We start from the raw sequence: 25,790 nt of genomic DNA, 5'->3' as shown, positions 1-25,790 counted from the left end.
CGCCTGCAGCGGGTTGAGACGGTGGCCGCGTAACGAAATCATTCCGCGTTGCGAACAATCCGACATCGACAATCGGAGACCATGATCGTGCACATCCTGAACAGATTGGTCGCGACAACGCTGATGGCGATCGCGGCCGAAATTTCCACCGCGGCCGCAGCTGCCGAGGTAAAACCAGCGAAGCAGCGCGACAGCACCTGTGCAGATGGACCACGTTGATCGCAATCGGCGCATAGCGCAGCGCGCGGCGTGGCACACCGCGCGATCGTCATAGGCGAAGCTCTGACAATGTTGCGATCACGTCGTCCGAACTCGAACACTTGTTTGCGAAGCGCGTGAGCCTCACGCGATGATCTCGCGCATCCTGGCTGCAGGCCACGCCGCGTCATGACGCGGCGTGGCGCTATTCGGCTGTCTCGATGCGCACGGATGCGCGCCGCCGCAGGACGCCTGCACCCGCACTCAGGGCCAGCTTGAGCAGGCCGCGCCACGAGAAATCGATGATCACCTCATGGTGCCGCAATCCCTTGCCGCCCTTTACCAGCCCGAGATCCCGGATCAGGCAATAGTGGCCGCTGCTCATGCGCGCCAGGCGGCTATTCTTGAAGCGTCCCATGAATGGCGAGAATGCACTGCGGATCGATTCCGTCAAATCCTGACGGCGTCGAATCGGCAAGGCGACGGCAACCCGATCGCCGGCCGCAGCTTGGCGGGCCGCGCGCGCCACCATCGTCGACGCCGGCTGGGCCCTTGAATCAAAAACCTCCGGCAGGGCATTGCCGGAGGTTTGGGAGGCTTAGCAGCTAGCTAAGAGCCATCATTCAATGTGTTGGCCGTGGCGTATATAGTTTAGTAGATCAGGTAAGTAAATAAGTCTGCGGCTAATGAATCGCATGGCTCGTCTTCGTCGTTCGCGTGGACCGAAATGACGCAGCTCAGCTCTCCTTAGAATCTTTCGCAAAGAAAAACCCCGGCAGTTGCCTGCCGGGGTTCTGTTGGATCGTGATCAGATCAACCGGAATTACCAGTTGCGCTGAGCGCGGAAGAGCATCTGGACAGTGTCCTGATCCTTCAGCTCGTAGGTCGCGGTCGGCTTGCCGATAGCAGTCGACGACGTCGTGATGATGCCGGCATACTTCTGATCGAGGTGCGAGTAGGTCACGTCGGCCGAGAAGGTCAGGTTCTTGACCGGGGTCCAACGGGTGATCACGCCGATCTGCGCGATGTTGTAGTCGGGGTTGCAGGCGGTCACGCCAGCGCCGCCAGCGAATGCGGCACGGAACGAACCACCGACGCCACCAACGCCGCAGATGAGCGACTTAGCCGCATCGTTGTACGAAACAGCGGCGAACGCACCGTACAAGCTGGTGTTCCAGTAGGGATCCCAGTTGTGGGTGTACGCACCGCGCATACCCCAGGTCTTGATGGACTGCTGCTGACCGCCGGGGCCGAACACCGTGTCGGGTGCCGTACCGAAGCCAACGCTGCCATAGACGCCCGGCAGGCTCGAACCGCCGAAGATGGCGATCGCACCGGCCTGGCTGGCCAGTTCCTGGATGTTGTAACGGGTCGCACCGTCGGTGTAGACGCCCTGGATGTTGATGGTGTCACCGGGTCCGGTCGGGATGTTCTTGATCGACAGGGCCAACGCACCAGCCCAACCCCACTTGTCGTCGGGATGACCGGTCAACTCGGTGCCGCCGTAGTAGGCAGCGTGGTTGTCATGCGCGGCGACCGACGCCTGGAAGATACCCCAAGCCTGGTCGACCTTGAGCGAAGCGACGAAGTCCGGAGCGATCGTGCCGGCGTAGTCGCTGGAGCCGTAGGCACCACCGACGCCGAGGTTGTTCACGCCAGCCTGCATGTAGGCAACCTGGTCCTGCGCCGACAGAGCCAGCGACACGCCGTTGCCGAACTGCGCGGTGTAGGTGAACTGGTTGATGCCGTTGGTGGTGTTCACGCCACCGACGAGTGCGTCGTAGTTGTTGCCCGGATAACCGTTCCAGGGGGCAGCGAACTGCGAAACCGCCTTACCCATCGTGAAGCCGGCGAACTGGATGAAGGCGTAGTAGACGCCGACCGTACCGGCAGCCACGTTGCCCGAACCTGCGTTGTTCGGCGCAGAAGACGAGCCGATCGCCGAGTACACGGTCGAGCCGTTGCCCTGGCCGGCATAGGTGTCGGAGGTCCAGGTGAACACCGCATCGAAATAGGTGCGGACCACGCCGTATTCGGTCGCGGTGCGCGTATCGATGTTGAAGTCTTCACGCGAACGCCAGGTGTAGCCGTTCGTGAAACGGTTGTTGGCACCGCTGGCGCCGTTGTAGTTCGCGCCGTACACGCTGTTGCCGTTCACCACGACGTCAGCACGCACATAGCCGCCCAGCTTGATGCAGGTGTCGGTGCCGGGGATGTAGTAGAAGCCCGGACCGTAAAGCGAGCAAACCTTCACGTACTCGACCGCTTTGGCCTTGACGGGAAGATCGGCCGCCTGTGCCCCGCCGACCGCGACCAGCGCAGCCGTCGAGCCCAGGATAAGGCTCTTCAAATTCATATTAAACCTCCAAGTTGCTCATATGCGGAGAGTCCGAGGCCGCGAGCGCCCCGTGATCCTCCCGCATTGTCCAAGACCGTTTTCCCCAAACCCCGCACCCTCAGATCAATCTGTGGTGTGCGACGGACTTGAACGATCACCGCAACGGGACGATCGAGATTCCCCTACCGCCGGGTTCAATATGCATTGGCGAGTTCGCCAATCAAAATAGTTTATAAAGTCAGGAATGCGAATGCGGCCGCACTGTGTCTCGCCGGCAACGCTGCCTGTAAGCCCTTTGCCTACCTGAGAAAACTTGTCACATCCCAAATAGTCCACCTGTCACACGACCATCATAATTACTTTACGTTCACTTGCGTTCGTTGGCGGCTTGCGGGAAAAAACCTACTGCAGCGCGGAAAACAAGAAATAAATCAGCACAAAGCTGAGTCGGCGCCCGAGGGAAGAGGAAGCTGTGTCAGTGACAAGGAAGGATTCGACGCGCCAGCGCGCCATCGAACATCTCGACATCATCAAGCGGTTCACGCTCGAGATTTCGGCCATCAACTCGCATCTGGAGCGCGTCCGTCAGTTCTGGGGCAAGTCGCTTGGCGTCAGCGGTCCGCAATGGATGATTCTCATCGCGATCTCGGATCTCGACAAGGATGACGGCGTGCCGATCAACGTGGTGTCGAAACTGCTGCACGTTGATCCGTCGTTCGTGACCACGCAGTCCAAGCTGCTCGAGCAGAAGGAGCTGCTGCGGCGCGCGCCCTCCCCGGCCGATGCGCGCGTGGTGCGGCTGTCGCTGACCGACAAGACCAAAAGGCACCTCGCAGGCCTCGCCGAGCAGCACAAGGCGTTCAAGAAAACCGTGTTCGAGGAGTTCAGCGAGGCTGAGCTGGCCGAGTTCACGGCCAAGCTTTCGATGCTTACCAACCGCCTGGAAAAGGCCTGCCTGATTGTTGCGATGGAGGCCGAGGCCTGAGGCGACCGGCTCTGCAGCAGACGGGACGACTGGCAACCGGCATGATCGCGCCGCTCACCTCGCGAAGCGTTGGAAGCGGAGACTTATCGGTGTCCGCGCCCCGGCGACTGGAACGCCAGGAAGGCGAGAACGCTCAGCAGCGCAGCCCAGACCAGAAAGTGTTCAGCAATCATGTTGGCCCCCCATTTGCCCCTCAATGGAAAGCATGAAACGGGCCAAGCCGCGGTCGATCCGTGAACGGGCCATGGAAAAGGAGCCCCGGCGCTGACGGCCGGGGCCCCGAAAAACTTACAGTGTAACTATCTGGACTTGGTCGGGCTGCCTCCGGTCATCCCGCTGCCCGACCCCGTCGTCTGACCAGGGGCGTAGCCAGAGGCCCCTGGGCTCCCGGCTTTCGATCCTCGTGCCTGCATCTCGTGCCCGGGTGCATAGCCCGAAGCGCCGTGACTGCCTTTCTTGGAGCCCTTCTTTTGCATCTCGTGTCCAGGTGATTTGCTCGAAACGCCCTGTGCAAAAGCAACCGGGGTGGAAGCCATCAGGCATGCCGCGGAAAGGACGATGATTGCGTGCTTCATTTTGTCCTCCAAAATGCGCCCCGCAACTAACCGCCTGAAATCAGTGGCGTTCCATGAACGATTGTTCATCGACAACGACAGCCGCCGATGCGATCGGCTTGGTGCTGCCTCTTCAACGAGCGTTTGCTCGATATTAACGACAGCGTGTTGGCTTCCGCGCACAGCTTTCCGCGACTGGCGAACAGCATTGGCAACCAATCGCAAGCCGACGGCGAGCGATGCGCGCCCGCTTCAAACCACACCGAACGAATTTTGAGAAAAATGGTCGGAGCGAGAGGATTTGAACCTCCGACCCCTAGTCTCCCAGACTAGTGCGCTAACCGGGCTGCGCCACGCTCCGATGCCGTTCCATTAGCTGCGATCCTGCGTTCGCGCAAGGCGGGGCAGGCTCTCAAAGACTGTATTCCGAGGCCGGTTCCCTTGGCAGGTTTCCTTGGCAGGTTTCCTTGGCAGGCTTCCTTGCCTCAGCCGTCCTTCATCGCCGCGTCGATCACCTGTCGGCAGGCGACCAGCTCCTGCAGCACGCGTTCGAGCCGCTCCCGATCGACTGACGGAACGGAGGGACGAACCGGCGGCGCGGCGGCCGCCTTGCCCGGCTGGGCGTGCGCCTTGTAGGTCGACAGGATCGGATCCTCGTCGGGATCGACGAATCGGTAGTCGATCCCCTTCTCGTCGCCATCCCCCTCCTCGCCGTCGAAATCGAGGCCGTCGCTGCTCTCGAGATCGTCGGGCTCGGCCATGCTGTTGCCGACGGCTTCCTCGACCGCGCCGAACGAGACCGCCGCGGTCTGGTCGGCGATGCCCTGCACCGATTTGATGCCGTGCTCCTTCAGGATCCGCTGCACACCGCGGATGGTGTAGCCCTCGCCGTACAGCAGCCGGCGGATGCCCTTGAGCAGGTCGACGTCGTCGGGGCGATAATAGCGGCGTCCGCCGCTGCGCTTCATCGGCTTGATCTGCGCGAAGCGCGTTTCCCAGAATCTCAGCACATGCTGGGGAATATCGAGTTCATCAGCGACCTCGCTGATGGTACGGAACGCATCCGGCGCCTTGTCCAAATGCCCGCTCCTTTGAGCTCAATGCCTGGAGCCTTTCCGTTCCGATTGAATCGGAACGGGGCTCCGGATTCTAGGTTTGCCGCGCTTTCTTCACGCGAACCGGGTATCCACTTCGCTTGAAAACGCTCTAGTCGGCCTTGCTGCCGTCGCCATTGGTGACGACATGGCCATTGATCCGCTGCTTCAGGATCGCCGACGGCTTGAACACCATCACCCGCCGCGGCGAAATCGGCACCTCGGTGCCGGTCTTCGGATTACGGCCGATACGCTGGCCCTTCTTGCGCACCATGAAGGAGCCGAACGAGGACAGCTTCACCGTCTCGCCCTTTTCCAGGCAATCGGTGATCTCCTTCAGCACCAACTCGACAAATGCCGACGATTCCGTGCGCGACAGACCCACCTTTTGGTAGACCGCCTCACACAAATCGACGCGCGTAACTGTTTTTCCGGTTCCCGTGGTCATCGCCTGCCCCGCACTCTCGGCGAACAATTTCTTGACTGAAATTAAAAGCTTAGCGCGCAATGGTCAACAGCGACCAGCACCCAGGCGCAGGAAAGATACCGGCAACCTGTCGATACTGTTTGGCGATACGCTACCAGCGCACGAGCGCCGAGCCCCAGGTGAAGCCGCCGCCCATTGCCTCGAACAGCACCAGATCGCCCTTCTTGACGCGCCCGTCCTTCACGGCGACCGACAGCGCGAGCGGGATCGAGGCCGCCGATGTGTTGCCGTGCTTGTCGACCGTCAGGACCACTTTCTGCGGCGCAATATGAAGCTTATGCGCCGACGCATCGATGATTCGCTTGTTGGCCTGGTGCGGGATGAACCAGGTGATGTCCTCGGCGGTAAAGCCGGTGGCGTTGAAAGCGTCGACGATCACGTCGGTGATCATGCCGACGGCGTGCTTGAACACCTCGCGGCCCTCCATCCGGAGGTATCCGACCGTCCTGGTCGAACCGGGCCCGCCATCGACGAACAGCTTCGCCTTGTGGCGGCCGTCGGAGCGCAGATGCGTCGTCAACACGCCGCGGTCGCTGGTGGTGCCGGACTGCTGCTGCGCCTCCAGCACGACCGCGCCGGCGCCGTCGCCGAACAGCACGCAGGTGCCGCGGTCGTTCCAGTCGAGGATGCGTGAGAAGGTCTCGGCACCGATCACCAGCGCCCGCTTGTGGGTGCCGGCGCGCAGGAAATTATCGGCGGTGGCCAGCGCGAAGACGAAGCCGGAGCAGACCGCCTGCAGGTCGAAGGCGACGCCATGGTTGATGCCGAGCGCGTGCTGGACGGCGACCGCGGTGGCGGGAAAGGTGTTGTCCGGCGTCGAGGTCGCGAGCACGATCAGGTCGATCGACTGCGCATCGACTTGCGCGTGGGCGAGCGCGGCCTGCGCCGCCTTGATCGCCAGATGCGAGGTGACTTCGTCGTCGGCCGCGATGTGGCGCTCGCTGATGCCGGTGCGCTGCACGATCCATTCGTCCGACGTGTCGATCCGGCTGGCCAGTTCGGCATTGGTCAAAACCCGCTCCGGCAAATAGGAGCCGCAGCCGAGCACTACCGAACGTATCGCAGTCACGAGACAGCCTCCTGCGCGGTCTGCGCCTGCACCAGCGCACTGCCGTCGCGATTAAGCATCTGATTGATCTTGGTGAGGAGATCGTAGTGGGCCATCTCATAGCCAACATCGACCGCGTAAGCAAAGCCTTCCGTGTTGACGCCGCCATGGCTCTTGACCACCACGCCCTTCAGGCCGAGCAGCAGGCCGCCATTCGACTTGTTGGGATCGAGCTTGTCGCGCAGCTTCCGGAATGCACCGCGGGCCAGCAGATAGCCGATGCGCGAGATCCAGCTCGAACCGATCGCCTCGCGCAACAGGTCGAACATCTGGCGGGCAGTGCCTTCGGCGGTCTTGAGCGCGATATTGCCGCTGAATCCTTCGGACACGATTACGTCGGCACGCCCCTTGCCGATGCCGTCCCCTTCGACGAAGCCGATATAGTTGATGTCAGATAGGGCGCGCAGCATTTCGGCGGCCTCGCGGATTTCCTCATGTCCCTTGACCTCCTCCTCTCCGATGTTGAGGAGGCCGACGGTGGGGCGTTCGATGTTGAACAGCACGCTGGCCATCGCGCTCCCCATCACCGCCAGTGTCGCGAGATGATGGGCGTCGCCGCCGATCGTGGCACCAAGGTCGAGCACCACGGAGTCACCGCGCAGAGTCGGCCAAACTCCGGCGAGCGCCGGGCGGTCGACGCCCGGCAGCGTCCGCAGATTGATGCTGCCCATCGCCATCAGCGCGCCGCTGTTGCCGGCGGAGACCGCGACATCGGCCTCGCCATGCTTCACGGCGTCGATCGCGAGCCACATCGATGACGCCCGCCGGGTCCGCCGCAACGCCTGGCTCGGCTTCTCATCGTTCTTCACGGCGACGTCGGTATGGATCACTTTCGATACCGCCTTCAGCGCCGGATGCTTGGCGAGCTCCGGCTCGATCTGGGCCCGGTCCCCGATCAACAGGAATTCGCTGTCGGGATGACGGCTCAGCGAGATCGCAGCGCCGGGAATGACGACGGCAGCGCCGACATCGCCCCCCATGGCGTCAAGCGCTATTCGAACCTTTTGAGGCATGAACGTCCCGGAAGCCTGCTTTCCCGCAGCCCTTCAGACGAGGACCGCGAGCTTGAAGTCACCGCCGTTAACGGCGCGCGGCGAAACACCAACTCGCGTCCCGGCCGGGCCGCGACAATAGCGTGTCCTCGGTCCGACACAACCTCTTGACCGCAAATGAGGCAGCTGCCGAACCGTCACGCAACACATCAGAGCATACCAGAAATACATTGTATTTCAATGTATTGTGACACGTATTTGAAGTAACAAGGAGCAGTGCTCGCGCAAGCTTGCAGGCAAGCCATCCCCGCAAATGTGGCGCCAGGCGCCCTCAACTTCCCTTGGGCTTCTTGCCGTCCGGCTTTTCCTTCAGCGCCTTCAGCGCCGCGAAAGGATGATTTTCCGGGTCAGGGGCTTCAGCCTTCTGTTCAAAGACCGCATCCATCTTGCGCGGATACGGGTCTATGCCGAGAAACAGCGCATCGGTGGCGAGCCGGCCGATGTCGATGAAGCCGCCGACGATCGGCTCCGGCGGGTCCGGCGTTTCCTCATCGCTGTCGTCGGCGTCGTCGACCAAGTCGGCCATTTGCGGGATCTGCTCGGGCGGCGCGAACACCACATCGATCGGCTCATCGATCTCGTTCTCGATCGGATCGAGCGTCACTACGCAGGTCTGCCCGACCCTGGCCTTGACTCTGCCGGTGACGTGGTAGCTGCCGTCGCGTTTGGGCTGCAGGTCGAACTCTGCACGCGCGGAGACGACCTCCCGCAACTCGGCAACTTCGGCCATCGCCTTGCGCGCCGCCTCGTCGGCTACGATCTCGCGATGCAGGCCGGTCTCCGGAATCTGCGCGACATTGACGAGAACCCGCCAGGGGTCGCGGTCGCGCCGTGCATCGGGCTGCCCTGTGGTGCCGCCGCTCATGCCGCCGTCCCCGCAGCCTGTGGTACCGGAAAGCGCCACGCGCCCTTGGCCAACGCCGCGAGATCGGCGCGCGCCAGCTCTTCGATCGCCTCCCTGGCATAGGCGGCGAGCTCGCGGGCCTTGTCGATGTTCTGACCGTTGAGGATGTTCTTGCAGAACGACTCGGCCAAGGCCGCCTCGCTGTCGGTCAGCGCCAGATCATAGGCCGCGGTGCGGCCATAGAAGGCTTCACCGAACGCCTGCATGCGCTTCGGCACCGTGAGGTCGCCGACGCCCATTTCGCGCAGATTGTCGTCCATATCGATGCAGAAATGATCGAACAGGGCCTGGGACAGCGCCACGCCGCCCTCGACGGATTTCAGTCGCCGCAGCACCAGCCACAGATGCATCAGAAGCAGGTCAAAACGGCCGTTAACCGTGTCCGGAACGCCCAAGTCACGGTAAAACAACGGTTCTCGCGCCTGCGTCACGATCATGCCATAGATGATCTCAATGGTGCTGCGCGCGGGCACCCGGGGTCTTCTGAAGTGATTGAACGGCCAAAGCATGACGGGTTCCGGCTGCCGGTCCCCAAAGGGTCGCCTGTTGAGAGGTCGCCCATTGGAGCTCGGCATGATTGCAATCCATTGAGCTGCCCGGTACGTCAATGCCTCGGCCGATGCAAGGGGACGGATCAGTTCCGCCGATGAACCACACTCTTTCACGACAGTCTCGCGCCGCTTCCGCGCGCGGGTTCTTTTCGCGTCTCCGCGCCGTCGCGGCGATTGGCCTCGTCTGCGCCGCACTCGGCGGCTGCGCCGGGGAACAATTCCAGAAGGGCTACATCCTGCCCGAGGGGGCGCTCGAGCAGATCCCGATCGGCGCGAGCCAGGACCAGGTGCTCATCGTGCTCGGCACGCCCTCGACGGTCGCAACGCTGGACGGCGAGGTGTTTTATTACATCTCGCAACGGACCTCCCGCCCGGTCGCCTTCATGAATCAGCGGGTGATCGACCAGCGCGTGATCGCGGTCTATTTCGACAAGAACCGGCAGGTGCGCCGACTGGCCAATTACGGCCTGAAGGACGGCAAGATCTTCGACTTCGTCAGCCGGTCCACGCCGACGTCGGGCCAGGAAATGTCCTACCTGACACCGCTCTTCAAGCTGCTGAGCTTCAACTAGAGCGTTTTCGAGCGAAGTGGGCTCCGGTTCGCGTGAGACAACGCGTCAAACCGGAGTCCAGAGCATGAGCCGCTGCGCCAAGTTGTCGCTTGCCCGAGGGGCAAGCGGTCCCCTAGTTTGCTCGCAAACAAGAGCCTGAGCAGGGGGTAAACGCATGAGAGCCAAGAGATTTTCCCGTCGTACGGTATTGTCGGGCACGGCCGCATTGACGGCCGCGGCGATCCTGCCGCGCGCGAGCCTCGGCGCCGGCGACTGGCGGCCGACCGAGACCGTCCGCATCATCGTGCCGGCGGCGGCCGGCGGCTCGACCGACGTGATGGGGCGGCTGCTCGCGGCGCATTTGCAGCCGCTCTGGGGCCAGTCGGTGGTGGTGGAGAATCGCTCCGGCGCCGGCGGCACCATCGGCACATCCGAGGTCACACGCGCCAAGGGCGACGGCCACACCATCCTGATAGGCAATCCCGGCCCCAACGCGATCGCCTACAGCATCTTCCGCAACCTGACCTACACGGCCGACCAGTTGCAGCCGGTCTCCAACATGATCCGGATTCCGAACATCGTATCGGCGCATCCGTCGACCGGCCTCAAGTCGATCCCCGAATTAATCGCCTTCCTGAAGAAGAATCCAGACAAGCTCACCTACGGCTCGTCCGGCACCGGACAAAGCCCTCACCTCACCGGTGCCTGGTTCCTGCAGCTCACCGGGCTGAAGATGACGCACGTGCCGTTCCGCGGCGCCGGTCCCGCATTGCAGGCCGGGCTCGCCGGCGACATCCAGATCCTGTTCGACAACCTCTATCCGTCGCTGCCGCAGGTGCAGGACGGCAAGCTAAATGGCCTCTGTGTCACCACGCCGGAGCGCAGCGATTCCGCACCGAACCTGCCGACGATGCGCGAGGGCGCGCCGGAACTGGCAAAGTTCGACGTCTCGTCCTGGTTCGGCGTGTTCCTGCCGAAGACCGCGCCCGCCCCGGTGCTCGACGAGTTGAACCGCCAGGTCAAGGCGATGCTGGAGCGCGACGACGTCAAGAAGAACATCGCCGGCATGGGCGCGCGCGCCGACTACGGCACGCCCCAGCAATTCTCCGATTTCGTCGATGCCGAGACGAAGAAGTTCGCGGCGATCATCGAGAAGGAAGGCTTGCAGATGGAGGTCAAGTAGCAGCCGCCGTCACGATCTTTCCTGACCACGTTGCGGCCAATGCTACGACGACTTGTTGATCTTCTTGACCTTGGCGTCGGTCGCTTCAATCGACATCGCCAGTTCCATGATCGCCTTCGAGAGTAGCTCGATGGCCTCCTTCTGATCCTGCGATTTGGAGGCGCGGAGCGCGTAGTTCCGTGCGGATGAGAGCGACATCGATTGATCTCCGTGTTGTTCGCGTCTGGTTCAAAAATAAAACCCCGCGGCTTTCACCGCGGGGCTTCGTTTCAGTCGTGTCCGCCGCTCAGTGCGCCAGGATCGCCAGCAGCAGCAGCGCCACGATGTTGGTGATCTTGATCATCGGATTCACCGCCGGGCCCGCCGTGTCCTTGTAGGGATCGCCAACGGTATCGCCGGTCACTGCGGACTTGTGGGCGTCAGAGCCCTTGCCGCCGTAGTGGCCGTCCTCGATGTACTTCTTGGCGTTGTCCCATGCGCCGCCGCCCGAGGTCATCGAGATCGCGACGAACAAACCGGTGACGATGACGCCGAGCAGCATGGCACCGACCGCGGAGAATGCCGCCGACTTGCCGGCTGCGCCACCGCCCGCGATCGCGTAGATCAGGAAGTAGACCACGATCGGCGACAGCACCGGCAGCAGCGACGGGATGATCATCTCCTTGATCGCCGCCCGGGTCAGCAGGTCGACCGCCTTGCCGTAGTCCGGCTTGTCGGTGCCCTGCATGATGCCGGGCTTCTCGCGGAACTGACGGCGCACTTCCTCGACGATCGCACCGGCGGCGCGACCGACCGCGGTCATACCCATCGCACCAAACAGATACGGCAGCAGGCCGCCGAACAGCAGGCCGACCACGACGTAAGGATTGTTCAGGGAGAAGTCCGGGTTGACGCCCTTGAAGTAGGCATGGGCGTTGGCGTCGCTGATGAAGAATTTGAGGTCCTGATTATAGGCCGCAAACAGCACCAGCGCACCGAGACCGGCGGAGCCGATCGCGTAGCCTTTGGTCACCGCCTTGGTGGTGTTGCCGACCGCGTCGAGCGCGTCGGTCGACTTGCGCACCTCCTTCGGCAGCCCCGCCATCTCGGCGATGCCGCCGGCGTTGTCCGTGACCGGGCCGAAGGCGTCGAGCGCGACGATCATGCCGGCCAGCGCCAGCATGGTGGCGGTCGCGATCGCGATGCCGAACAGGCCGGCAAGGCTGTAGGTGACGAGGATGCCGGCGATGATCACGATCGCGGGCAGCGCGGTCGCTTCCATCGAGACCGCGAGGCCCTGGATCACGTTGGTGCCGTGACCGGTGACCGAGGCCGAGGCGATCGACTTCACCGGGCGATAGTCGGTGCCGGTGTAGTATTCGGTGATCCAGATGATCAGGCCGGTGACGACGAGACCGACCACGCCGCACCAGAACAGCGCCATGCCGGTGTAGTCGACGCCGTCGAGCTTGCCGAAGCCGACCAGCCAATTGATCACGAGCGCGACGCCGACCAGCGACAGGATGCCGGTGGCGATCAGGCCCTTGTAGAGGGCGCCCATGATGGACTGGCTGGCACCGAGCTTGACGAAGAAGGTGCCGATGATCGAGGTGATGATGCAGATGCCGCCGATCGCGAGCGGCAGCGTCATCATGTTCACCAGGATCGGCGTTTTGGCGAAGAAGATCGCCGCGAGCACCATGGTGGCGACCGCGGTCACCGCATAGGTCTCGAACAGGTCCGCCGCCATGCCGGCGCAGTCGCCGACATTGTCGCCGACGTTGTCGGCGATGGTGGCCGGGTTACGCGGATCGTCCTCGGGGATGCCGGCCTCGACCTTGCCGACAAGGTCGCCGCCGACGTCCGCACCCTTGGTGAAGATGCCGCCGCCGAGACGGGCGAAGATCGAGATCAGCGAGGCGCCGAAGCCGAGCGCCACCATGGCGTCGACCACGGTGCGGCTGCCCGCTTCCAGACCCATGAACTTGACCAGCACCATGAAGTAGATGGTGACGCCGAGCAGCGCGAGACCGGCAACCAGCATGCCGGTGATCGCGCCCGCTTTGAAGGCGAGCTCGAGGCCGCCGGCGAGCGAGGTGGTTGCCGCCTGCGCGGTGCGGACGTTGGCGCGCACCGAGACGTTCATGCCGATGAAGCCGGCAGCCCCCGACAGGATGGCGCCGATCGCAAAGCCGATCGCCACCGGCAGGCCCAGGAAGTAGGCCAGCACCACGAAGATCACGATACCGACCATGCCGATCGTGGTGTACTGCCGCCGCAGATAGGCCTGTGCGCCCTCGCGCACCGCGGCCGCGATTTCCTGCATGCGCGGATTACCCGCATCCGCGTTCAAGACCGACTGCGTCGCCCAGATCGCGTAGACGATGGAAAGCGCCCCGCAGAGCACAATCAACCATAAAGCTGTCATGTTGCCTCAGATCCTTGATGTAACCCCCGCGCCTTCTTGTGCCGCTAGGGGGCGGCAGGCGCTTATTTTGCGAGGACAATCCTCCCCAAAAACGGATTGCCTCAAATCGGGCGCGACCTTGCCAAAATCGTTACCGCTGTGCAACGCCACCTGTGGCCGAAAACGCCGATATCGGCAGCTATTTAGAAGGAAAATCGGCGCGATCAGGCGCGGGGAGTCTAGCGCTGCTTGCGTTCCGACGCGTTTTCTTAATGCGAACCGGTGCCCGCTTCGCTCGAAAACGCTCTAGAAATGGCTGTAGGACAGCCGCTTCAGCTTCAGTTCCCGGCCCTGCCCGTCGAGGAAGCTCGGTGGCGACAAGCCTGCGATCAGGCCGCCGATTGCGGTCACCGCGACCTTTGCCTGCCGTGCGTCGCGCAGAAAGGCGTCGACATGATCGCTCGGGACCGCGCACAAGAGCTCGTAATCATCACCGCCGGCCACCAAGGTCTCGATATCGATCGCCTTGCGTGCGAGCAGCCCTGCGGCCGCGGACGACAACGGGATACTCGGCACGTTGATCACGCCCGCCACACCACTGGCTGCGCAAAGCTTGGTCAGATCGCCGGCAAGACCGTCGGACACATCCATCGCGGCGCTGGCGTGGGTGCGGACGGCCGTGGCCAAGGCGTTGCGCGGCTGCGGAACACGGTAACGGGCGGCAAGAAAATCCCGCCCGACGACATCGTCCGCCAGAGCCGCGGCGACCGGGCCACCCCGGAGCACATCGAGGCCGAGCGCGGCGTCTCCGATCGTGCCGGTGACGAACACACGGTCGCCCGCCTGTGCTCCCGCGCGATGCACCATCGTGCCCTGCGGCACCCGGCCGAACGCAGTGATCGAGATCATCAGCGGCCCCGGTGTCGAGACCGTGTCACCGCCGAGCAGCGGGCAGCCGAAATGCGCGGCGTCCTCGCCGAGCGCCCGGGCAAACGGCTTCAGCCAGGCCTCCTCGGCGCCGCGCAGCGCCAGCGTCAGCACGAAGCCCGCCGGCACCGCGCCCTTGGCGGCGATGTCGGAGAGGTTCACCCGCAGCGCCTTGCGCGCCAGCGTGTCGGGCGGATCATCGCCGAGGAAATGCACGCCCTCGACGATGGCGTCCGTGGTGACCACAATGTCCTCGCCGGCCGCCCTCAGCGCGGCGGCGTCGTCGTCGAGCCCGAACGCACCCGGATCGGTCGCGAGCGGCTTGAAATAGCGCGCGATTAGGGAGTCTTCGCCGGAGGTATGTTTACTTGCTTGGGTCATCAACCCGTCATCCTGAGGTGCGAGCGAAGCGAGCCTCGAAGGATGCACGGCCCCGATGCGACCGTAGCGCCACGCCGTCGCCCTTCGAGGCCTCCGCTTCGCTACGGCACCTCAGGGTGACGGCTACGGAGGTGGGCGGCATCGCGGCACCTAGCTCCGCACAAACTCGTCGCCGCGGAACTGGCGCGCGATCTGGTCGAGCACGGCGTTGACCATGCCGGTTTCGTCCTTCTCAACGAAGGCATGCGCGACGTCGACATATTCGGAGACCACCACGCGGCCCGGCACGTCTTTGCGGTGCTCGAGCTCGTAGGAGCCTGCCCGCAGCACCGCGCGCAGGATGGCGTCGATCCGCTTCAGCGGCCAGCCCTTCGACAGCGCCTCGTCGATCAAAGGATCGAGCCGGGCCTGGTCGCGCACCACGCCGGAGACCACGTCGCGGAAGAACGCGGCTTCCGCCGGCAAATATTTCTCGCCCTCGACCTCGTTGCCGAGCCAGTGGCTCTCGAACTCGGCGAAGATGTCGTTGATGCCGGCGCCGCCAATGTCCATCTGATAGAGCGCCTGCACCGCCGCGAGCCGTGCCGCGCCGCGGCGGTTGGCTTTTCTGTCGGGGGCTTTCGCGGGCTTCTTGTTGTCTGCCATGGTCAGGCCTTTGCCAGGCGGCGTTTGATCCGCAGCATCGCCAGCGCCGCACGCGCCGCGTCGCCGCCCTTGTTGAGTTCGCTGGCGCGCGCCCGCGCCCAGGCCTGCGCCTCGGTGTTGACGGTGAGGATGCCGTTGCCGAGCGGGAATTTCCGGCTGATGGCCAAATCCATCAATCCGCGCGAGGACTCCTGCGAGACGATCTCGAAATGGATGGTGTCGCCGCGCACCACGCAGCCGAGCGCGATCGCCGCATCATACGGCTTGCCGTTCGCTTCAGCCGCATCGATCGCGATCGCAATCGCCGCCGGAATCTCCAGCGCGCCCGGCACCGTGATCACGTCGTGCGTCGCACCCGCGGCCTTGATCTCGGCCAACGCGCCTTCCAGCAGCGCGTCCTGGATGTCGTCATAGAACCGCGCCTCGACGATCAGCACGCGTGCGCCGGTAATGTCGGTCTGGTCCTTCAGGGGTGCGCGCCGCGCGTCAGCCATCTACGTATCCATTTCATATTGTTGACATTTACCGATAACGTTGGATGTCAACGTTTCGCGAGTTTGTAGTCGCCCCGACGACTGAAGCCAAGCACGAATGCCTCAGGCACTGTCATTCCGAGATGGTCCGAAGGACCAGACCGCAGGTGCACAATAGTGCACCGGGGAATCTCGAGATTCCGGGTTCGATGCTTGCGCATCGCCCCGGAATGACCGCTATGCCGTCATTTCATCTCCGACAGCCGCGCCGCGTAGCGGGCCATCAGATCGACCTCGATATTGACCTCGCTGCCCGCCTTCCAGCCGTTCAGGGTCGTCACGGAAAGCGTGTGCGGGATGATCAGCACCGAAAAGCTGATGTCGTCGACCGTATTCACGGTCAGCGACACGCCGTCCAGCGTGACCGATCCCTTCGCCGCGATGAAACGCGCCAGCTCCCGAGTGGTTCGCAGCTCGAAGCGCGCCATGTCGGGCAGATCGTCGCGCTTGACGATGGTCGCGATGCCGTCGGCATGCCCGGCCACGATGTGACCGCCGAGTTCGTCGCCGATCTTGAGCGCGCGCTCGAGATTGAGCCGGCTGCCCTGTCCCCAATGCTTGGCGGTGGTCATGCCGAGCGTCTCGGCCGCCGCATCGACATCGAACCAGGTCTTGCCATCGGCGGTGCCGGAGGCGACGACGGTGAGGCAGACGCCATTGCAGGCGATCGAGGCGCCGTCGGCGATCGTGGTCTGGTCGTAGTCGCAGGCAATCCGCATCCGGTGCAGCTGCCCCTGCGCCACCTGCTTCAGGCTGGTGATCTCACCGATATCGGTGACAATTCCCGTGAACACAACAAACCTCTTACTCTTCGTCATGGCCGGGCTTGACCCGGCCATCCACGACTTACTTCACTGCTGGCGACCAAGACGTGGATGCCCGGGTCAAGCCCGGGCATGACGACCTAGGATCGATCGTAGATAGTCAAAACATCTTTGGCCAAGGCTTCGCTAGCACGAAGGCTGAAGGCGGGCGACTGCGTGATTGCGTCGAGCGGCATTGCGTCCAGCGCGGGAACGCCGTCGGCACCGATCGCATCAGGCCCGCGCAACAGCCAGATCTCGTCGACAAGGCCGGCTGCCACGAAAGAATTTGCCACGCGCGATCCGCCCTCGACCAGCAGGCGCGAGATCCCCTTCTCCGCCAGCGCATGCAGGACGGACGGCAGATCGAGCCCTTGGGGCGCGCTGGCGGCGACGCGGATCACCTGCGCGCCGGCGGCACCTAGCTTCACCGCGGCAGGCGCCTCCGCCATATCAGATGTCAGCACCCAGAGCGGCGTCTCGCGCGCCGAATGCACCAGGCGGCTGTCGCCAGAGATCCGCAGCGCGCGGTCCAGCACCAGGCGCACCGGCGAGCGCACCGCCATGCCGGGCAGCCGGCAGGTCAAGAGCGGATCGTCGGCCTTGACCGTGCCGATGCCGACCAGGATCGCATCGCTCTGCGCGCGCAGCAGATGCACGCGCGTCCGCGCGGCCTCTCCGGTGATCGTAACCGGCTTACGGCCGCTGGCAGCGATCTTGTCGTCGGCGGACACCGCGAGCTTGAGGATCACATGCGGGCGCTTGTCGCGGATGCGGCGGAAGTGCCCGGCATGGTCGCGCGCGGCCTCTTCCGCGCACAGCCCGACATCGACCGCGATGCCCGCGGCACGCAGCTTGGCGTGCCCCTGCCCCGCGACTTCCGGATTGGGATCCTCGATCGCCGAGACGACGCGGGCGAGCCCGGCCGCCACAACGGCGTCCGCACAGGGCGGCGAGCGGCCGAAATGCGAGCAGGGTTCGAGCGTCACGTAGAGCGTGGCGCCGCGCGCGGCACCGCCGGCGCGCCTGAGTGCCTCGACCTCGGCATGCGGCCGGCCGCCTGCTTGCGTCCAGCCGCGGCCGACGATCACGCCGTCCTTGACGATGACGGCGCCGACCGCCGGATTGGGCCAGGTGCGCCCGAGCCCGCGCCGGCCAAGCGCCAGCGCCAGCTGCATGAAGCGCAGATCGGCCGCCTTTGCCGCTTCCTTGGCCTCTCTGGCCTTCTGCGCGAACTGGTCTTCCAGAATGCGGAAGATCATTTGCGTAGCGTCGCGAGCCGCGGGTCCTCTTCGCCGGTCAATTCGTCGAGCACGGCCTCGAAGTCCTTGGCCTCGCGGAAATTGCGGTAGACCGAGGCGAAGCGCACATAGGCGACGTCGTCGAGCTGGCGCAGATGCTCCATCACGATCTCGCCGATCGCCTCAGAGGAGACCTCGGCCTCGCCGCCGCTTTCGAGCTCGCGCACGATGGTGGACACCATCTTCTCCACCCGCTCGGATTCCACCGGGCGCTTGCGCAAGGAGATCTGCAGCGAGCGCACCAGCTTGTCGCGGTCGAACGGCACGCGGCGGCCGTTGCGCTTGATGACGGTCAGTTCGCGCAGCTGCACCCGCTCGAAGGTCGTGAAGCGGAAGTTGCAGGCCATGCAGACGCGACGCCTGCGAATGACCGCGGAGTCCTCGGTCGGACGCGAGTCCTTGACCTGCGTGTCGAGAGAATTGCAGCTCGGGCAGCGCATCCGACGGGACCTCTAGCAACGACCTTTTACTGATAGATCGGGAAGCGATCGGTCAGCGCCTTGACGCGCTCCTTGATCGCGGCCTCGACCAGCGGCGCCTTGCCGTCCGGCGACTGCGCCAGCGCGTTCAGCACTTCCGCGATCATGCCGCCGACCTGCTTGAACTCGGCGACGCCGAAGCCGCGCGTGGTCGCCGCCGGCGTACCGAGCCGCAGGCCGGAGGTGACGAACGGCTTTTCGGGATCGAACGGGATGCCGTTCTTGTTGCAGGTGATGGCGGCGCGCACCAGCGCCTTCTCCGAGATGTTGCCCTTCAGGCCCTTCGGCCTGAGGTCGACCAGCATCAGATGGTTGTCGGTGCCGCCCGAGACGATGTCGAGGCCATGGCCGCGCAGCGTCTCCGCCAGCGCCTTGGCGTTCTCGACCACGTTCTTGGCGTAGACCTTGAAGTCCGGCCGCAGCGCTTCGGCGAACGCCACCGCCTTGGCGGCGATGACGTGCATCAGCGGACCGCCCTGCAGGCCCGGGAAGATCGCCGAGTTCAGCTTCTTGGCCAGCGTCTCGTCATTGGTGAGGATCAGACCGCCGCGCGGGCCGCGCAGCGACTTGTGCGTCGTCGTGGTGGTGACGTGGGCGTGCGGCACCGGCGAGGCATGCACGCCGCCGGCCACGAGGCCCGCGAAATGCGCCATGTCGACCAGCAGATACGCGCCGACGGAATCCGCGATCTCGCGGAAGCGCTTGAAGTCCCAGGCGCGCGAATAGGCCGAGCCTCCGGCGATGATCAGCTTCGGCTTGACCTGCTCGGCCTGCTTCTGGACTTCGTCCATGTCGATGATCTGGTCCTCGCGGCGCACGGTGTAGTGCGCGGCCTTGAACCACTTGCCGGACATGTTGACCGGCGAACCGTGGGTGAGATGGCCGCCGGCGGCGAGGTCGAGGCCCATGAAGGTGTCGCCGGGTTGCAGTAGCGCCAGAAACGCCGCCTGGTTCATCTGGCTGCCGGAGTTCGGCTGGACGTTGGCGAAGCCGGCGCCGAACAGCTTCTTGGCGCGCTCGATCGCCAGCGTCTCGGCGACGTCGACCCACTCGCAACCGCCGTAGTAGCGCGCGCCCGGATAACCCTCCGCGTATTTGTTGGTCATCACCGAGCCCTGCGCCTCCAGCACGGCGCGGCTGACGATGTTTTCGGAGGCGATCAGCTCGATCTCATGACGCTGCCGGCCGAGCTCGCCCTTGATCGCGGCAGCGATCTCGGGATCGGCCTCAGCGAGGGTCGCGGTGAAGAAGGAATCGGGCGCGGAAGCGGTCTTGCTGGACGAGGTCATCGGCGAAATATCTCCACCGCCGCAAGCCTTTAGGCAGGATGCGGACGGTCACGAGTGGCGGTCGAAGCTGGTTTCAGAGCGTTATCACATCGCCCCAAAATGGCCAAGCGGTTGCGGTCCCTGCCGGTCAATTATGCCAGATATGGTGGGGATGGCGGGGATTGCCAGCCGGCCGGACGGCCGCCCCCCCCGGTTCCCGCCGCTCGGCCAGCACGGCTGTGGCAGCCGCCGAATGGAACGTGACACCCCTTCCCGACCGCGCGGGACCGCGGAACGAGACAACTATCGCCTCGAGGTTTCAACGCGTTGCTCGCGCAACCGCGCGACATCGGACTGGCTTGATCATGTCGCGCGCGATCGCGATGCATCGACTCACGAGATGACGAGACAATTTTTGAATCGTTCGATTTTTGAATCGTTCAACACTGGATCGATTCAAGGCTCTCACGCGATGCGTGCAATTGCGCGTCATACGCCGTTGTCTCCCGGTCACCCAGCCAAGCTTTGCGTGCAACTTCGACAGCTTCTAACCGCGTGCAGGCTGCTCGCGAAAATCACCGTGATAACGACTCGCTCAAGATTTTTTTTACGGAGCGTGGAATAAATGTCGTGCAGGTGGATTCGGCCGCAGCGGTTTGCTGCTTCGGCTGTCGTTGTGTTTTCGGTTGTTGGTGCGGACGATGTCTTCGCCCAGACGCAATTGCCGTCCGTGACGGTCGAGGCGCCGCAGCGGCAAGCGGCGCGATCGCAGCAGCCTTCGCAACGGTCCACGCGCGCACGCAGCGCCTCGCGCCGCGCGACGGCCGCCCCGGTGGGCGCGCAGCCACAGACCGCTCAGCAACCCGCGGGCGCCAGCGGCGGGCACGAACGCGCCAACGGCCCGGTCACCGGCTATCTGGCGCGGCTGAGCGCCAGCGGCACCAAGACCAGCACGCCGATCATCCAGACGCCGCAATCGGTGTCGGTCATCAGCGCCGAGCAGATCCGCGACCAGAAGATCGTCAGCAAGTTCGACGAGGTGCTGCGCTACACGCCGGGCGTCATCGGCGGCACCTATGGCGCCGATTTCCGCAACGACTGGTTCATGATCCGCGGCTTCCCGGCGCAGAACGAGTCGCTGTTCCTCGACGGCCTGCAGCTGTTCTACACCTCCTATGCGAGCTGGAAGCTGCAGCCCTTCAATCTCGAGCGCGTCGAGGTGCTGCGCGGTCCGTCCGGCATCCTGTATGGCGGCTCGGCGCCGGGCGGCCTCGTCAACGCGGTGAGCAAGCTGCCGCAGGCCGAGCCCATTCGCTACATCGAGACCGGCGTCAATAATTTCGGCAACGCCTATACCCAGTTCGACATCGGCGGCGCGACGGCGCAGCCCGGCAACGGCCAGGTGCAGTACCGCCTCGTCGGCCAGGCCCAGGGCGGCGGCACCCAGACCGACTATGTCTACGACAACAACTTCTTCTTCGCCCCGTCGGTGACCTGGCGGCCCGATGCCGACACCAGCCTCACCGTGTTCGGCATGGCCTCGCACAGCAACACCCGCGCGCTGAACTTCCTGCCCTATGTCGGCACCGTCACCAACGCGCCGTTCGGCCGGATTCCGACCAGCCTGTTCGTCGGCGATCCCAGCGCGGACCAGTTCCGCCGCGACCAGCAGATGGTCGGCTACCAGTTCCAGAAGAGCGTGACTGACAGCGTCGATTTCCGCCAGAACGCGCGCATGGCGCATGTCGACGTCTATTATGCCGGCCTCTATGGGCTCGGCTACGCGACGACGCCGGCCGCCGCCGACATCACCCGCGGCAATTTCTACACCCGCGGCATCGCCACCCAGCTCAACCTCGACAATCAGCTCGAATACCGCTTCACCACCGGCGCGCTGCAGCACACCGCGCTGGTCGGCGTCGATCTGAAATATTACGGCATCGACGACCGCCAGGGTTTTGGCATGGGCACGAATCTCAACGTGCTCAATCCGGTTTATGGCACCAACCTGCCGTATAGCGGCCCGCTCTATCAGAACGGCTATCTCGCCCAGGGTATGGCCGGCCTCTATCTGCAGGATCAGGTCAAGCTCGACCGCCTGACGGTGGTGCTGTCCGGACGCCAGGACTGGGTCGATCTCACCAACAACAACCGGATCGGCGTCTCCCAGGGCCGCGACGACAGCAAGTTCTCCGGCCGTGTCGGCGCGATCTACAATTTCGACAGCGGCGTTGCGCCCTACGTCTCCTACATGACGGGCTACAATCCGGTCATCGGCACCACCGCGGCCGGCCAATTGCTGCTGCCGGAAACCTCCGAGCAGACCGAGGTCGGCGTCAAGTACGAGCCGGTCGGGCTCAACGCACGGTTCGGCGTCGCGTATTTCGACCTCAAGCGCAAGAACGCGCTGACAACAGATCCGAACAACCCGCTGTTCCAGACCCAGAACGGCGAAGTCACCTCGCGCGGCGTCGAGCTCGAGGCGGTCGCGAACATCACGCGCGATTTCAAGCTGGTGGCGAGCTACACCAATTACGAGCTGTTCGTCAGCAAGGACCTCAATCCCGCGCTGATCGGCACCGTGCCGACCAACGCGCCGCGTCAGCTCGCATCGGCGTGGACCGACTACACCTTCCGCGACGGGCCGCTCACGGGCTTCGGCTTCGGCGGCGGCGTGCGCTATGTCGGCTCGTCCTTTGCCGACACAGCGAACACCGCACGCGTCCCGGGGGTCGTGCTGGGCGATCTCGCCTTGCATTACGAATGGGACAACAACTGGCGCGCGGCGCTCAATGTCGTGAACGTCACCGACAAGATCTATGTCGCGAGCTGCGCGACCATCAGCTCCTGCTACTACGGCGATCGCCGCCGCATCACGGCGAGCCTCGCCTACAAATGGTGAGCTGAACTTTCAGTTCACGGAAAATCATGTGACCGAGAGGCGGTATCCGGCCGCCTCTCTTTTTTCGCTGTCGTCAGGGTGGTGTCAGCTTGTCGCGCTAGGTTTCGCGTCGCGGCGATATTTGCCGTGCCCAGACTGGCCCGCTCCGAAATGCGAGCCCCGGAGCGGGCCTTTTACGGTCTGGTCGCGCCCTAATCCTCGTTCGCCTTGAATCGTCCCAATCCCTTGAGCACAAACGGTGCCAGCAGCGCGATCAGCGCGATGCCGAGCAGCGTCGCCGACATCGGGCTTTGCAGCAGCACCATGGGATCGCCGAGGCTGATCGCCAGCGCGCGGCGCAACTGGCTTTCGGCGATCGGCCCGAGGATCAGCCCGATCACGACGGGCGCGATCGGGAAGTCGAACCGGCGCATCAGAAAGCCCATGACGCCGAACGCCGCCAGCATCGACAGCTCGACGACCGACGGCTTCGCAGCGATCGTGCCCATGGTGGCGAACACCAGGATGCCGGCATAGAGCCAGGGCTGCGGGATCGCCAGCAGCCGCACCCAAAGGCCGACTAGCGGCAGATTGAGCACCAGCAGCATGCCGTTGGCGATGAACAGGCTCGCGATCAGGCCCCACACCAGGTCGGGCCGCTCCGCGAACAACAGCGGCCCCGGGTTGAGGCCGTATTGCTGGAAGCCCGCCAGCATCATTGCAGCCGTTGCCGAGGTCGGCAGTCCGAGCGTCAAAAGTGGCACCAGCGTGCCGGCGGCGGACGCGTTGTTCGCCGCTTCCGGCCCTGCGACGCCTTCGATCGCGCCCTTGCCGAACTCCTCCGGATGTTTGGTCAGCCGCCGCTCGGTGGAATAGGACAGGAATGTCGGGATCTCCGCCCCGCCGGCCGGCAGCGCCCCGATCGGAAAACCGAACAGCGTGCCGCGCAGCCACGGCTTCCACGACCGCCGCCAGTCCTCCCGCGTCATCCACAGCGAGCCGCGCACCGGCTCGAGCTTCTCCTCGGCGTGATGCCGGCGCGAGGCGACATAGAGCGCCTCGCCGACCGCGAACAGGCCGACCGCGAGCGTCGTCACCTCGACACCGTCGAGCAGTTCGGGGATGCCGAAGGCAAGCCGCGCCTGACCGGTCAGCTTGTCGATGCCGACCAGCCCGAGCGTGAGGCCGATGAACAGGCTGGTGAGGCCGCGGACCGGCGAGTCGCCGAAGGTCGCCGACACCGTGACGAAGGCAACGCACATCAGCGCGAAGTAATCCTCCGGCCCGAAGCGCACGGCGAAATCGACCAGCCATGGCGCGAGGAATGCGAGGCCGATGGTGGCGATGGTGCCGGCCACGAACGAGCCGATCGCCGAGGTCGCCAGCGCCGGGCCGCCGCGGCCGGCCTTGGCCATCTTGTTGCCCTCGAGCGCGGTCGCCATCGACGCGCTCTCGCCCGGCGTATTGATCAGGATCGCGGTGGTCGATCCGCCATACATGCCGCCATAATAGATGCCGGCGAACATGATCAGCGAGCCGCCGGGATCTAGCTTGTAGGTCACCGGCAGCAGCAGCGCGACCGTCAGCGCCGGTCCGATGCCCGGCAACACGCCGACCGCGGTGCCCAGGAACACGCCGATCAGGGCGTAGAGCAGGTTCATCGGCTGCATGGCGACCGCCATGCCGTGCGCCAGCGCGGCGAAAGTGTCCATCACAGCAGTCGCTCCAGCGGGCCGGCGGGAAGGCTCAGCGTCAACAGCTTGTCGAACGCGAGATAAATCAGCGTCGTGATCACCAGCGCGATGGCGGTGTCGGCCAGGACGGCGCGGCGGCCGAACGCCGCCGACGTGGTGACGAACAGCGCCGAGGTGGCGAGGATGAAGCCGCCGCCAAAGCCGATGATGGCGATCAGGAGCACCAGGCCCCCGATGATCAGCCACACCGGTTTCGGATCCATGCTCTCGCGCGGCGGCAGCTTGCCGCGCAGCGCGTCGATCAGATTGCCGACCGCGAGGATGACAAGGCCGATCGCGATGACGACCGGCATCGCCTCCGGCCCCATGCCGTACATCGTGGTCGACGGCAGCTTGCTGGCGTCCCACACCAGCACCGCAGCAAGCCCGGCAAGCGCGGCCGCGATGACCACGCCGGCGCGATCGACGCGGCGTGCCGGCGCCGGCCGGAGGTTTTCAGACGCCGCGTCCGGCGTCATGACTTCACGAGGCCGACGGACTTCAGCACCTCGGTCACGCGCGTGATCTCCTTCTTTAGGAAATCCGCGAAGGCGTCGCCGCCGAGATAGGCGTCATCCCAGCCCTTCTGCTTCAGGATCTCCTTCCAGGAATCGGACTTCACCATCTTCTCGACAGCATCGCTCAGCACCTTGCGCTGCTCCGGCGTGATGCCGGGCGGTGCGACCACCGAGCGCCAATTGGCCAGCACGAGATCGATGCCCTGCTCTTTGAAGGTCGGGATATCGACGCCCGGCAGTCGGTTCGCCGACGTGACGCCGAGCGCGCGCAACTTGCCGGCCTTGATCTGGCCTTCATATTCGCTGAGGCCGGAAATGCCGGCCGTGACCTTGCCGCCGAGAATGGCTGCGAGCGACTCGCCGCCGCCCGAGAACGGAATGTAGTTGATCTTCTTGGCATCGGCGCCGACCGTGCCCGCGAACAGCGCCGCCATCACGTGGTCGACGCCACCGGCCGAGCCGCCGGCAAAGGTCACCTTGGCGATATCGGCCTTCACCGCGGTGGCGAGATCCTGCGCCGTCTTGATCGGCGAGTTCGCCGGCACCACGATGACCTGGGTCTCCTCGGTGAGGCGCGCAATCGGCGTCACCTGATCCAGCGTCACCGGCGACTTGTTCATGGCGAGTGCGCCCACCATGACGAAGCCGTTCACCATCATCTGGTTGCCGTCGCCCTTGGCGCCGTTGACGAACTGCGCGATGCCGACGCTGCCGCCGGCGCCGGGAACGTTGGTGACTTGGACGCTGCGTGCGACACCGGAGGCGACCAGCGCCTGCTGCATCGAGCGCGCGGTCTGATCCCAGCCGCCGCCGGGCGCCGCCGGCGCCATCAGCTTGAGCTCGAGCTGCTGCGCGGGCGCCGGACCGATCGCCCCAAGCAACAGCGCGACGACCGCGCCGACCAGGCGCATGTGGGACGGGATCATGAGG

At 64.5% G+C, this 25,790-nt stretch carries 25 protein-coding genes and 1 tRNA gene; 5 read left to right on the top strand and 21 right to left on the bottom strand.

Features of this window, described 5'->3' with window-relative positions:
- Window positions 1-81: 81 nt before the first annotated feature.
- Window positions 82-219 carry a hypothetical protein gene (locus ACVIYL_RS30690; RefSeq protein ID WP_253608412.1) on the top strand — a complete coding sequence of 46 codons (138 nt, stop codon included), beginning with the start codon at window positions 82-84 and terminating at the stop codon, window positions 217-219.
- Window positions 220-403: 184 nt separating this feature from the next.
- Here ACVIYL_RS30690 and ACVIYL_RS30685 read toward each other — a convergent pair whose 3' ends face one another.
- Entirely contained in the window at window positions 404-583 is a 180-nt protein-coding gene (locus tag ACVIYL_RS30685; RefSeq protein WP_050999539.1) for a hypothetical protein, read from the bottom strand.
- Between the two features lie 438 nt (window positions 584-1,021).
- Window positions 1,022-2,554, bottom strand: a complete 1,533-nt coding sequence (locus ACVIYL_RS30680; RefSeq protein WP_057020678.1) for a porin — start codon at window positions 2,552-2,554, stop codon at window positions 1,022-1,024.
- A 454-nt stretch (window positions 2,555-3,008) separates the two neighbouring features.
- On the opposite strand from ACVIYL_RS30680, the gene ACVIYL_RS30675 reads away from it, so the two are divergent.
- Window positions 3,009-3,521, top strand: coding sequence for a MarR family winged helix-turn-helix transcriptional regulator (locus ACVIYL_RS30675; protein WP_168855931.1), 513 nt, complete (start codon window positions 3,009-3,011; stop codon window positions 3,519-3,521).
- Window positions 3,522-4,358: 837 nt separating this feature from the next.
- Here ACVIYL_RS30675 and ACVIYL_RS30670 read toward each other — a convergent pair.
- From ACVIYL_RS30670 to ACVIYL_RS30640, 7 genes are all read right to left on the bottom strand, one after another.
- Window positions 4,359-4,436 (bottom strand) — tRNA-Pro (locus ACVIYL_RS30670).
- A gap of 124 nt (window positions 4,437-4,560) precedes the next feature.
- Complete coding sequence (locus ACVIYL_RS30665) at window positions 4,561-5,154, bottom strand: MerR family transcriptional regulator (RefSeq protein WP_253608411.1); 594 nt, start codon at window positions 5,152-5,154, stop codon at window positions 4,561-4,563.
- A 127-nt stretch (window positions 5,155-5,281) separates the two neighbouring features.
- Window positions 5,282-5,617, bottom strand: coding sequence for an integration host factor subunit alpha (locus ACVIYL_RS30660; RefSeq protein ID WP_035631661.1), 336 nt, complete (start codon window positions 5,615-5,617; stop codon window positions 5,282-5,284).
- A 130-nt stretch (window positions 5,618-5,747) separates the two neighbouring features.
- Window positions 5,748-6,725 carry a beta-ketoacyl-ACP synthase III gene (locus ACVIYL_RS30655; RefSeq protein ID WP_253608410.1) on the bottom strand — a complete coding sequence of 326 codons (978 nt, stop codon included), beginning with the start codon at window positions 6,723-6,725 and terminating at the stop codon, window positions 5,748-5,750.
- Entirely contained in the window at window positions 6,722-7,777 is a 1,056-nt protein-coding gene (gene plsX / locus ACVIYL_RS30650; protein ID WP_225158932.1) for a phosphate acyltransferase PlsX, read from the bottom strand. Before plsX ends, ACVIYL_RS30655 begins: the two co-directional genes overlap by 4 nt.
- Window positions 7,778-8,087: 310 nt before the next feature.
- Window positions 8,088-8,681 carry a YceD family protein gene (locus ACVIYL_RS30645; protein ID WP_253608409.1) on the bottom strand — a complete coding sequence of 198 codons (594 nt, stop codon included), beginning with the start codon at window positions 8,679-8,681 and terminating at the stop codon, window positions 8,088-8,090.
- On the bottom strand, window positions 8,678-9,229 hold the full coding sequence (locus ACVIYL_RS30640; RefSeq protein ID WP_253610000.1) for a ubiquinol-cytochrome C chaperone family protein: 552 nt from the start codon (window positions 9,227-9,229) through the stop codon (window positions 8,678-8,680). The genes ACVIYL_RS30645 and ACVIYL_RS30640 overlap by 4 nt, the downstream gene beginning before the upstream one ends.
- A 137-nt stretch (window positions 9,230-9,366) precedes the next feature.
- Here ACVIYL_RS30640 and ACVIYL_RS30635 point away from each other — a divergent pair, with 137 nt between their 5' ends.
- Together ACVIYL_RS30635 and ACVIYL_RS30630 are read left to right on the top strand one after the other, a co-directional pair.
- Window positions 9,367-9,843: an outer membrane protein assembly factor BamE gene (locus ACVIYL_RS30635; RefSeq protein WP_018271914.1), complete on the top strand. Its 477-nt coding sequence runs from the start codon at window positions 9,367-9,369 to the stop codon at window positions 9,841-9,843.
- A gap of 154 nt (window positions 9,844-9,997) precedes the next feature.
- Complete coding sequence (locus ACVIYL_RS30630; RefSeq protein WP_253608408.1) at window positions 9,998-11,005, top strand: Bug family tripartite tricarboxylate transporter substrate binding protein; 1,008 nt, start codon at window positions 9,998-10,000, stop codon at window positions 11,003-11,005.
- A 42-nt stretch (window positions 11,006-11,047) separates the two neighbouring features.
- Here ACVIYL_RS30630 and ACVIYL_RS30625 read toward each other — a convergent pair whose 3' ends face one another.
- The 9 genes from ACVIYL_RS30625 to glyA all read right to left on the bottom strand — a co-directional run bounded on the left by ACVIYL_RS30625 (window position 11,048) and on the right by glyA (window position 19,749).
- Window positions 11,048-11,203 (bottom strand): hypothetical protein, encoded by a 156-nt coding sequence (locus ACVIYL_RS30625; RefSeq protein WP_167350400.1) that lies wholly within the window; start codon window positions 11,201-11,203, stop codon window positions 11,048-11,050.
- 88 nt (window positions 11,204-11,291) lie between these two features.
- On the bottom strand, window positions 11,292-13,412 hold the full coding sequence (locus ACVIYL_RS30620) for a sodium-translocating pyrophosphatase (protein WP_028333872.1): 2,121 nt from the start codon (window positions 13,410-13,412) through the stop codon (window positions 11,292-11,294).
- A 285-nt stretch (window positions 13,413-13,697) separates the two neighbouring features.
- Window positions 13,698-14,699: a thiamine-phosphate kinase gene (gene thiL, locus ACVIYL_RS30615; RefSeq protein ID WP_253608407.1), complete on the bottom strand. Its 1,002-nt coding sequence runs from the start codon at window positions 14,697-14,699 to the stop codon at window positions 13,698-13,700.
- A 150-nt stretch (window positions 14,700-14,849) separates the two neighbouring features.
- Window positions 14,850-15,344, bottom strand: a complete 495-nt coding sequence (gene nusB, locus ACVIYL_RS30610; protein ID WP_016844994.1) for a transcription antitermination factor NusB — start codon at window positions 15,342-15,344, stop codon at window positions 14,850-14,852.
- Window positions 15,345-15,346: 2 nt separating this feature from the next.
- Window positions 15,347-15,838, bottom strand: coding sequence for a 6,7-dimethyl-8-ribityllumazine synthase (gene ribH / locus ACVIYL_RS30605; protein WP_076834363.1), 492 nt, complete (start codon window positions 15,836-15,838; stop codon window positions 15,347-15,349).
- 224 nt (window positions 15,839-16,062) lie between these two features.
- Entirely contained in the window at window positions 16,063-16,671 is a 609-nt protein-coding gene (locus tag ACVIYL_RS30600; RefSeq protein ID WP_253609999.1) for a riboflavin synthase, read from the bottom strand.
- A gap of 110 nt (window positions 16,672-16,781) precedes the next feature.
- Window positions 16,782-17,942, bottom strand: a complete 1,161-nt coding sequence (gene ribD / locus ACVIYL_RS30595) for a bifunctional diaminohydroxyphosphoribosylaminopyrimidine deaminase/5-amino-6-(5-phosphoribosylamino)uracil reductase RibD (protein WP_253608406.1) — start codon at window positions 17,940-17,942, stop codon at window positions 16,782-16,784.
- Complete coding sequence (gene nrdR, locus ACVIYL_RS30590; RefSeq protein WP_016844999.1) at window positions 17,939-18,421, bottom strand: transcriptional regulator NrdR; 483 nt, start codon at window positions 18,419-18,421, stop codon at window positions 17,939-17,941. The genes ribD and nrdR overlap by 4 nt, the downstream gene beginning before the upstream one ends.
- Before the next feature lie 26 nt (window positions 18,422-18,447).
- Complete coding sequence (gene glyA / locus ACVIYL_RS30585; RefSeq protein WP_253608405.1) at window positions 18,448-19,749, bottom strand: serine hydroxymethyltransferase; 1,302 nt, start codon at window positions 19,747-19,749, stop codon at window positions 18,448-18,450.
- A gap of 604 nt (window positions 19,750-20,353) precedes the next feature.
- On the opposite strand from glyA, the gene ACVIYL_RS30580 reads away from it, so the two are divergent.
- The gene (locus tag ACVIYL_RS30580) at window positions 20,354-22,630 is read left to right on the top strand and encodes a TonB-dependent siderophore receptor (protein ID WP_253608404.1); all 2,277 of its coding nucleotides are present in this window, start codon (window positions 20,354-20,356) and stop codon (window positions 22,628-22,630) included.
- 191 nt (window positions 22,631-22,821) lie between these two features.
- Here the strand turns inward: ACVIYL_RS30580 and ACVIYL_RS30575 are convergent, their stop codons facing one another.
- The 3 genes from ACVIYL_RS30575 to ACVIYL_RS30565 are packed head-to-tail and all read right to left on the bottom strand — an operon-like array spanning window position 22,822 to window position 25,786.
- Window positions 22,822-24,321, bottom strand: coding sequence for a tripartite tricarboxylate transporter permease (locus tag ACVIYL_RS30575; protein ID WP_057020728.1), 1,500 nt, complete (start codon window positions 24,319-24,321; stop codon window positions 22,822-22,824).
- On the bottom strand, window positions 24,321-24,821 hold the full coding sequence (locus ACVIYL_RS30570; RefSeq protein ID WP_253608403.1) for a tripartite tricarboxylate transporter TctB family protein: 501 nt from the start codon (window positions 24,819-24,821) through the stop codon (window positions 24,321-24,323). Before ACVIYL_RS30570 ends, ACVIYL_RS30575 begins: the two co-directional genes overlap by 1 nt.
- On the bottom strand, window positions 24,818-25,786 hold the full coding sequence (locus ACVIYL_RS30565) for a Bug family tripartite tricarboxylate transporter substrate binding protein (protein ID WP_253608402.1): 969 nt from the start codon (window positions 25,784-25,786) through the stop codon (window positions 24,818-24,820). The genes ACVIYL_RS30570 and ACVIYL_RS30565 overlap by 4 nt, the downstream gene beginning before the upstream one ends.
- Window positions 25,787-25,790 lie beyond the last annotated feature (4 nt).

The organism is Bradyrhizobium sp. USDA 3315 (assembly GCF_054056795.1).
The sequence above is the reverse complement of the archived record's forward strand: the minus strand, read 5'-3'. Positions and strand labels throughout refer to the sequence as shown.

What these genes read in the sequence shown, in the direction of transcription:
- ACVIYL_RS30690 (WP_253608412.1), top strand. Translation starts at nt 82, where the DNA reads ATGATCGTGCACATCCTGAACAGATTGGTCGCGACAACGCTGATGGCG.
- ACVIYL_RS30685 (WP_050999539.1), bottom strand. Translation starts at nt 583, where the DNA reads ATGAGCAGCGGCCACTATTGCCTGATCCGGGATCTCGGGCTGGTAAAG.
- ACVIYL_RS30680 (WP_057020678.1), bottom strand. Translation starts at nt 2,554, where the DNA reads ATGAATTTGAAGAGCCTTATCCTGGGCTCGACGGCTGCGCTGGTCGCG.
- ACVIYL_RS30660 (WP_035631661.1), bottom strand. Translation starts at nt 5,617, where the DNA reads ATGACCACGGGAACCGGAAAAACAGTTACGCGCGTCGATTTGTGTGAG.
- plsX (WP_225158932.1), bottom strand. Translation starts at nt 7,777, where the DNA reads ATGCCTCAAAAGGTTCGAATAGCGCTTGACGCCATGGGGGGCGATGTC.
- ACVIYL_RS30645 (WP_253608409.1), bottom strand. Translation starts at nt 8,681, where the DNA reads ATGAGCGGCGGCACCACAGGGCAGCCCGATGCACGGCGCGACCGCGAC.
- ACVIYL_RS30640 (WP_253610000.1), bottom strand. Translation starts at nt 9,229, where the DNA reads ATGCTTTGGCCGTTCAATCACTTCAGAAGACCCCGGGTGCCCGCGCGC.
- ACVIYL_RS30635 (WP_018271914.1), top strand. Translation starts at nt 9,367, where the DNA reads ATGAACCACACTCTTTCACGACAGTCTCGCGCCGCTTCCGCGCGCGGG.
- ACVIYL_RS30630 (WP_253608408.1), top strand. Translation starts at nt 9,998, where the DNA reads ATGAGAGCCAAGAGATTTTCCCGTCGTACGGTATTGTCGGGCACGGCC.
- ACVIYL_RS30625 (WP_167350400.1), bottom strand. Translation starts at nt 11,203, where the DNA reads ATGTCGCTCTCATCCGCACGGAACTACGCGCTCCGCGCCTCCAAATCG.
- ACVIYL_RS30620 (WP_028333872.1), bottom strand. Translation starts at nt 13,412, where the DNA reads ATGACAGCTTTATGGTTGATTGTGCTCTGCGGGGCGCTTTCCATCGTC.
- thiL (WP_253608407.1), bottom strand. Translation starts at nt 14,699, where the DNA reads ATGACCCAAGCAAGTAAACATACCTCCGGCGAAGACTCCCTAATCGCG.
- nusB (WP_016844994.1), bottom strand. Translation starts at nt 15,344, where the DNA reads ATGGCAGACAACAAGAAGCCCGCGAAAGCCCCCGACAGAAAAGCCAAC.
- ribH (WP_076834363.1), bottom strand. Translation starts at nt 15,838, where the DNA reads ATGGCTGACGCGCGGCGCGCACCCCTGAAGGACCAGACCGACATTACC.
- ribD (WP_253608406.1), bottom strand. Translation starts at nt 17,942, where the DNA reads ATGATCTTCCGCATTCTGGAAGACCAGTTCGCGCAGAAGGCCAGAGAG.
- nrdR (WP_016844999.1), bottom strand. Translation starts at nt 18,421, where the DNA reads ATGCGCTGCCCGAGCTGCAATTCTCTCGACACGCAGGTCAAGGACTCG.
- glyA (WP_253608405.1), bottom strand. Translation starts at nt 19,749, where the DNA reads ATGACCTCGTCCAGCAAGACCGCTTCCGCGCCCGATTCCTTCTTCACC.
- ACVIYL_RS30580 (WP_253608404.1), top strand. Translation starts at nt 20,354, where the DNA reads ATGTCGTGCAGGTGGATTCGGCCGCAGCGGTTTGCTGCTTCGGCTGTC.
- ACVIYL_RS30575 (WP_057020728.1), bottom strand. Translation starts at nt 24,321, where the DNA reads ATGGACACTTTCGCCGCGCTGGCGCACGGCATGGCGGTCGCCATGCAG.
- ACVIYL_RS30570 (WP_253608403.1), bottom strand. Translation starts at nt 24,821, where the DNA reads ATGACGCCGGACGCGGCGTCTGAAAACCTCCGGCCGGCGCCGGCACGC.
- ACVIYL_RS30565 (WP_253608402.1), bottom strand. Translation starts at nt 25,786, where the DNA reads ATGATCCCGTCCCACATGCGCCTGGTCGGCGCGGTCGTCGCGCTGTTG.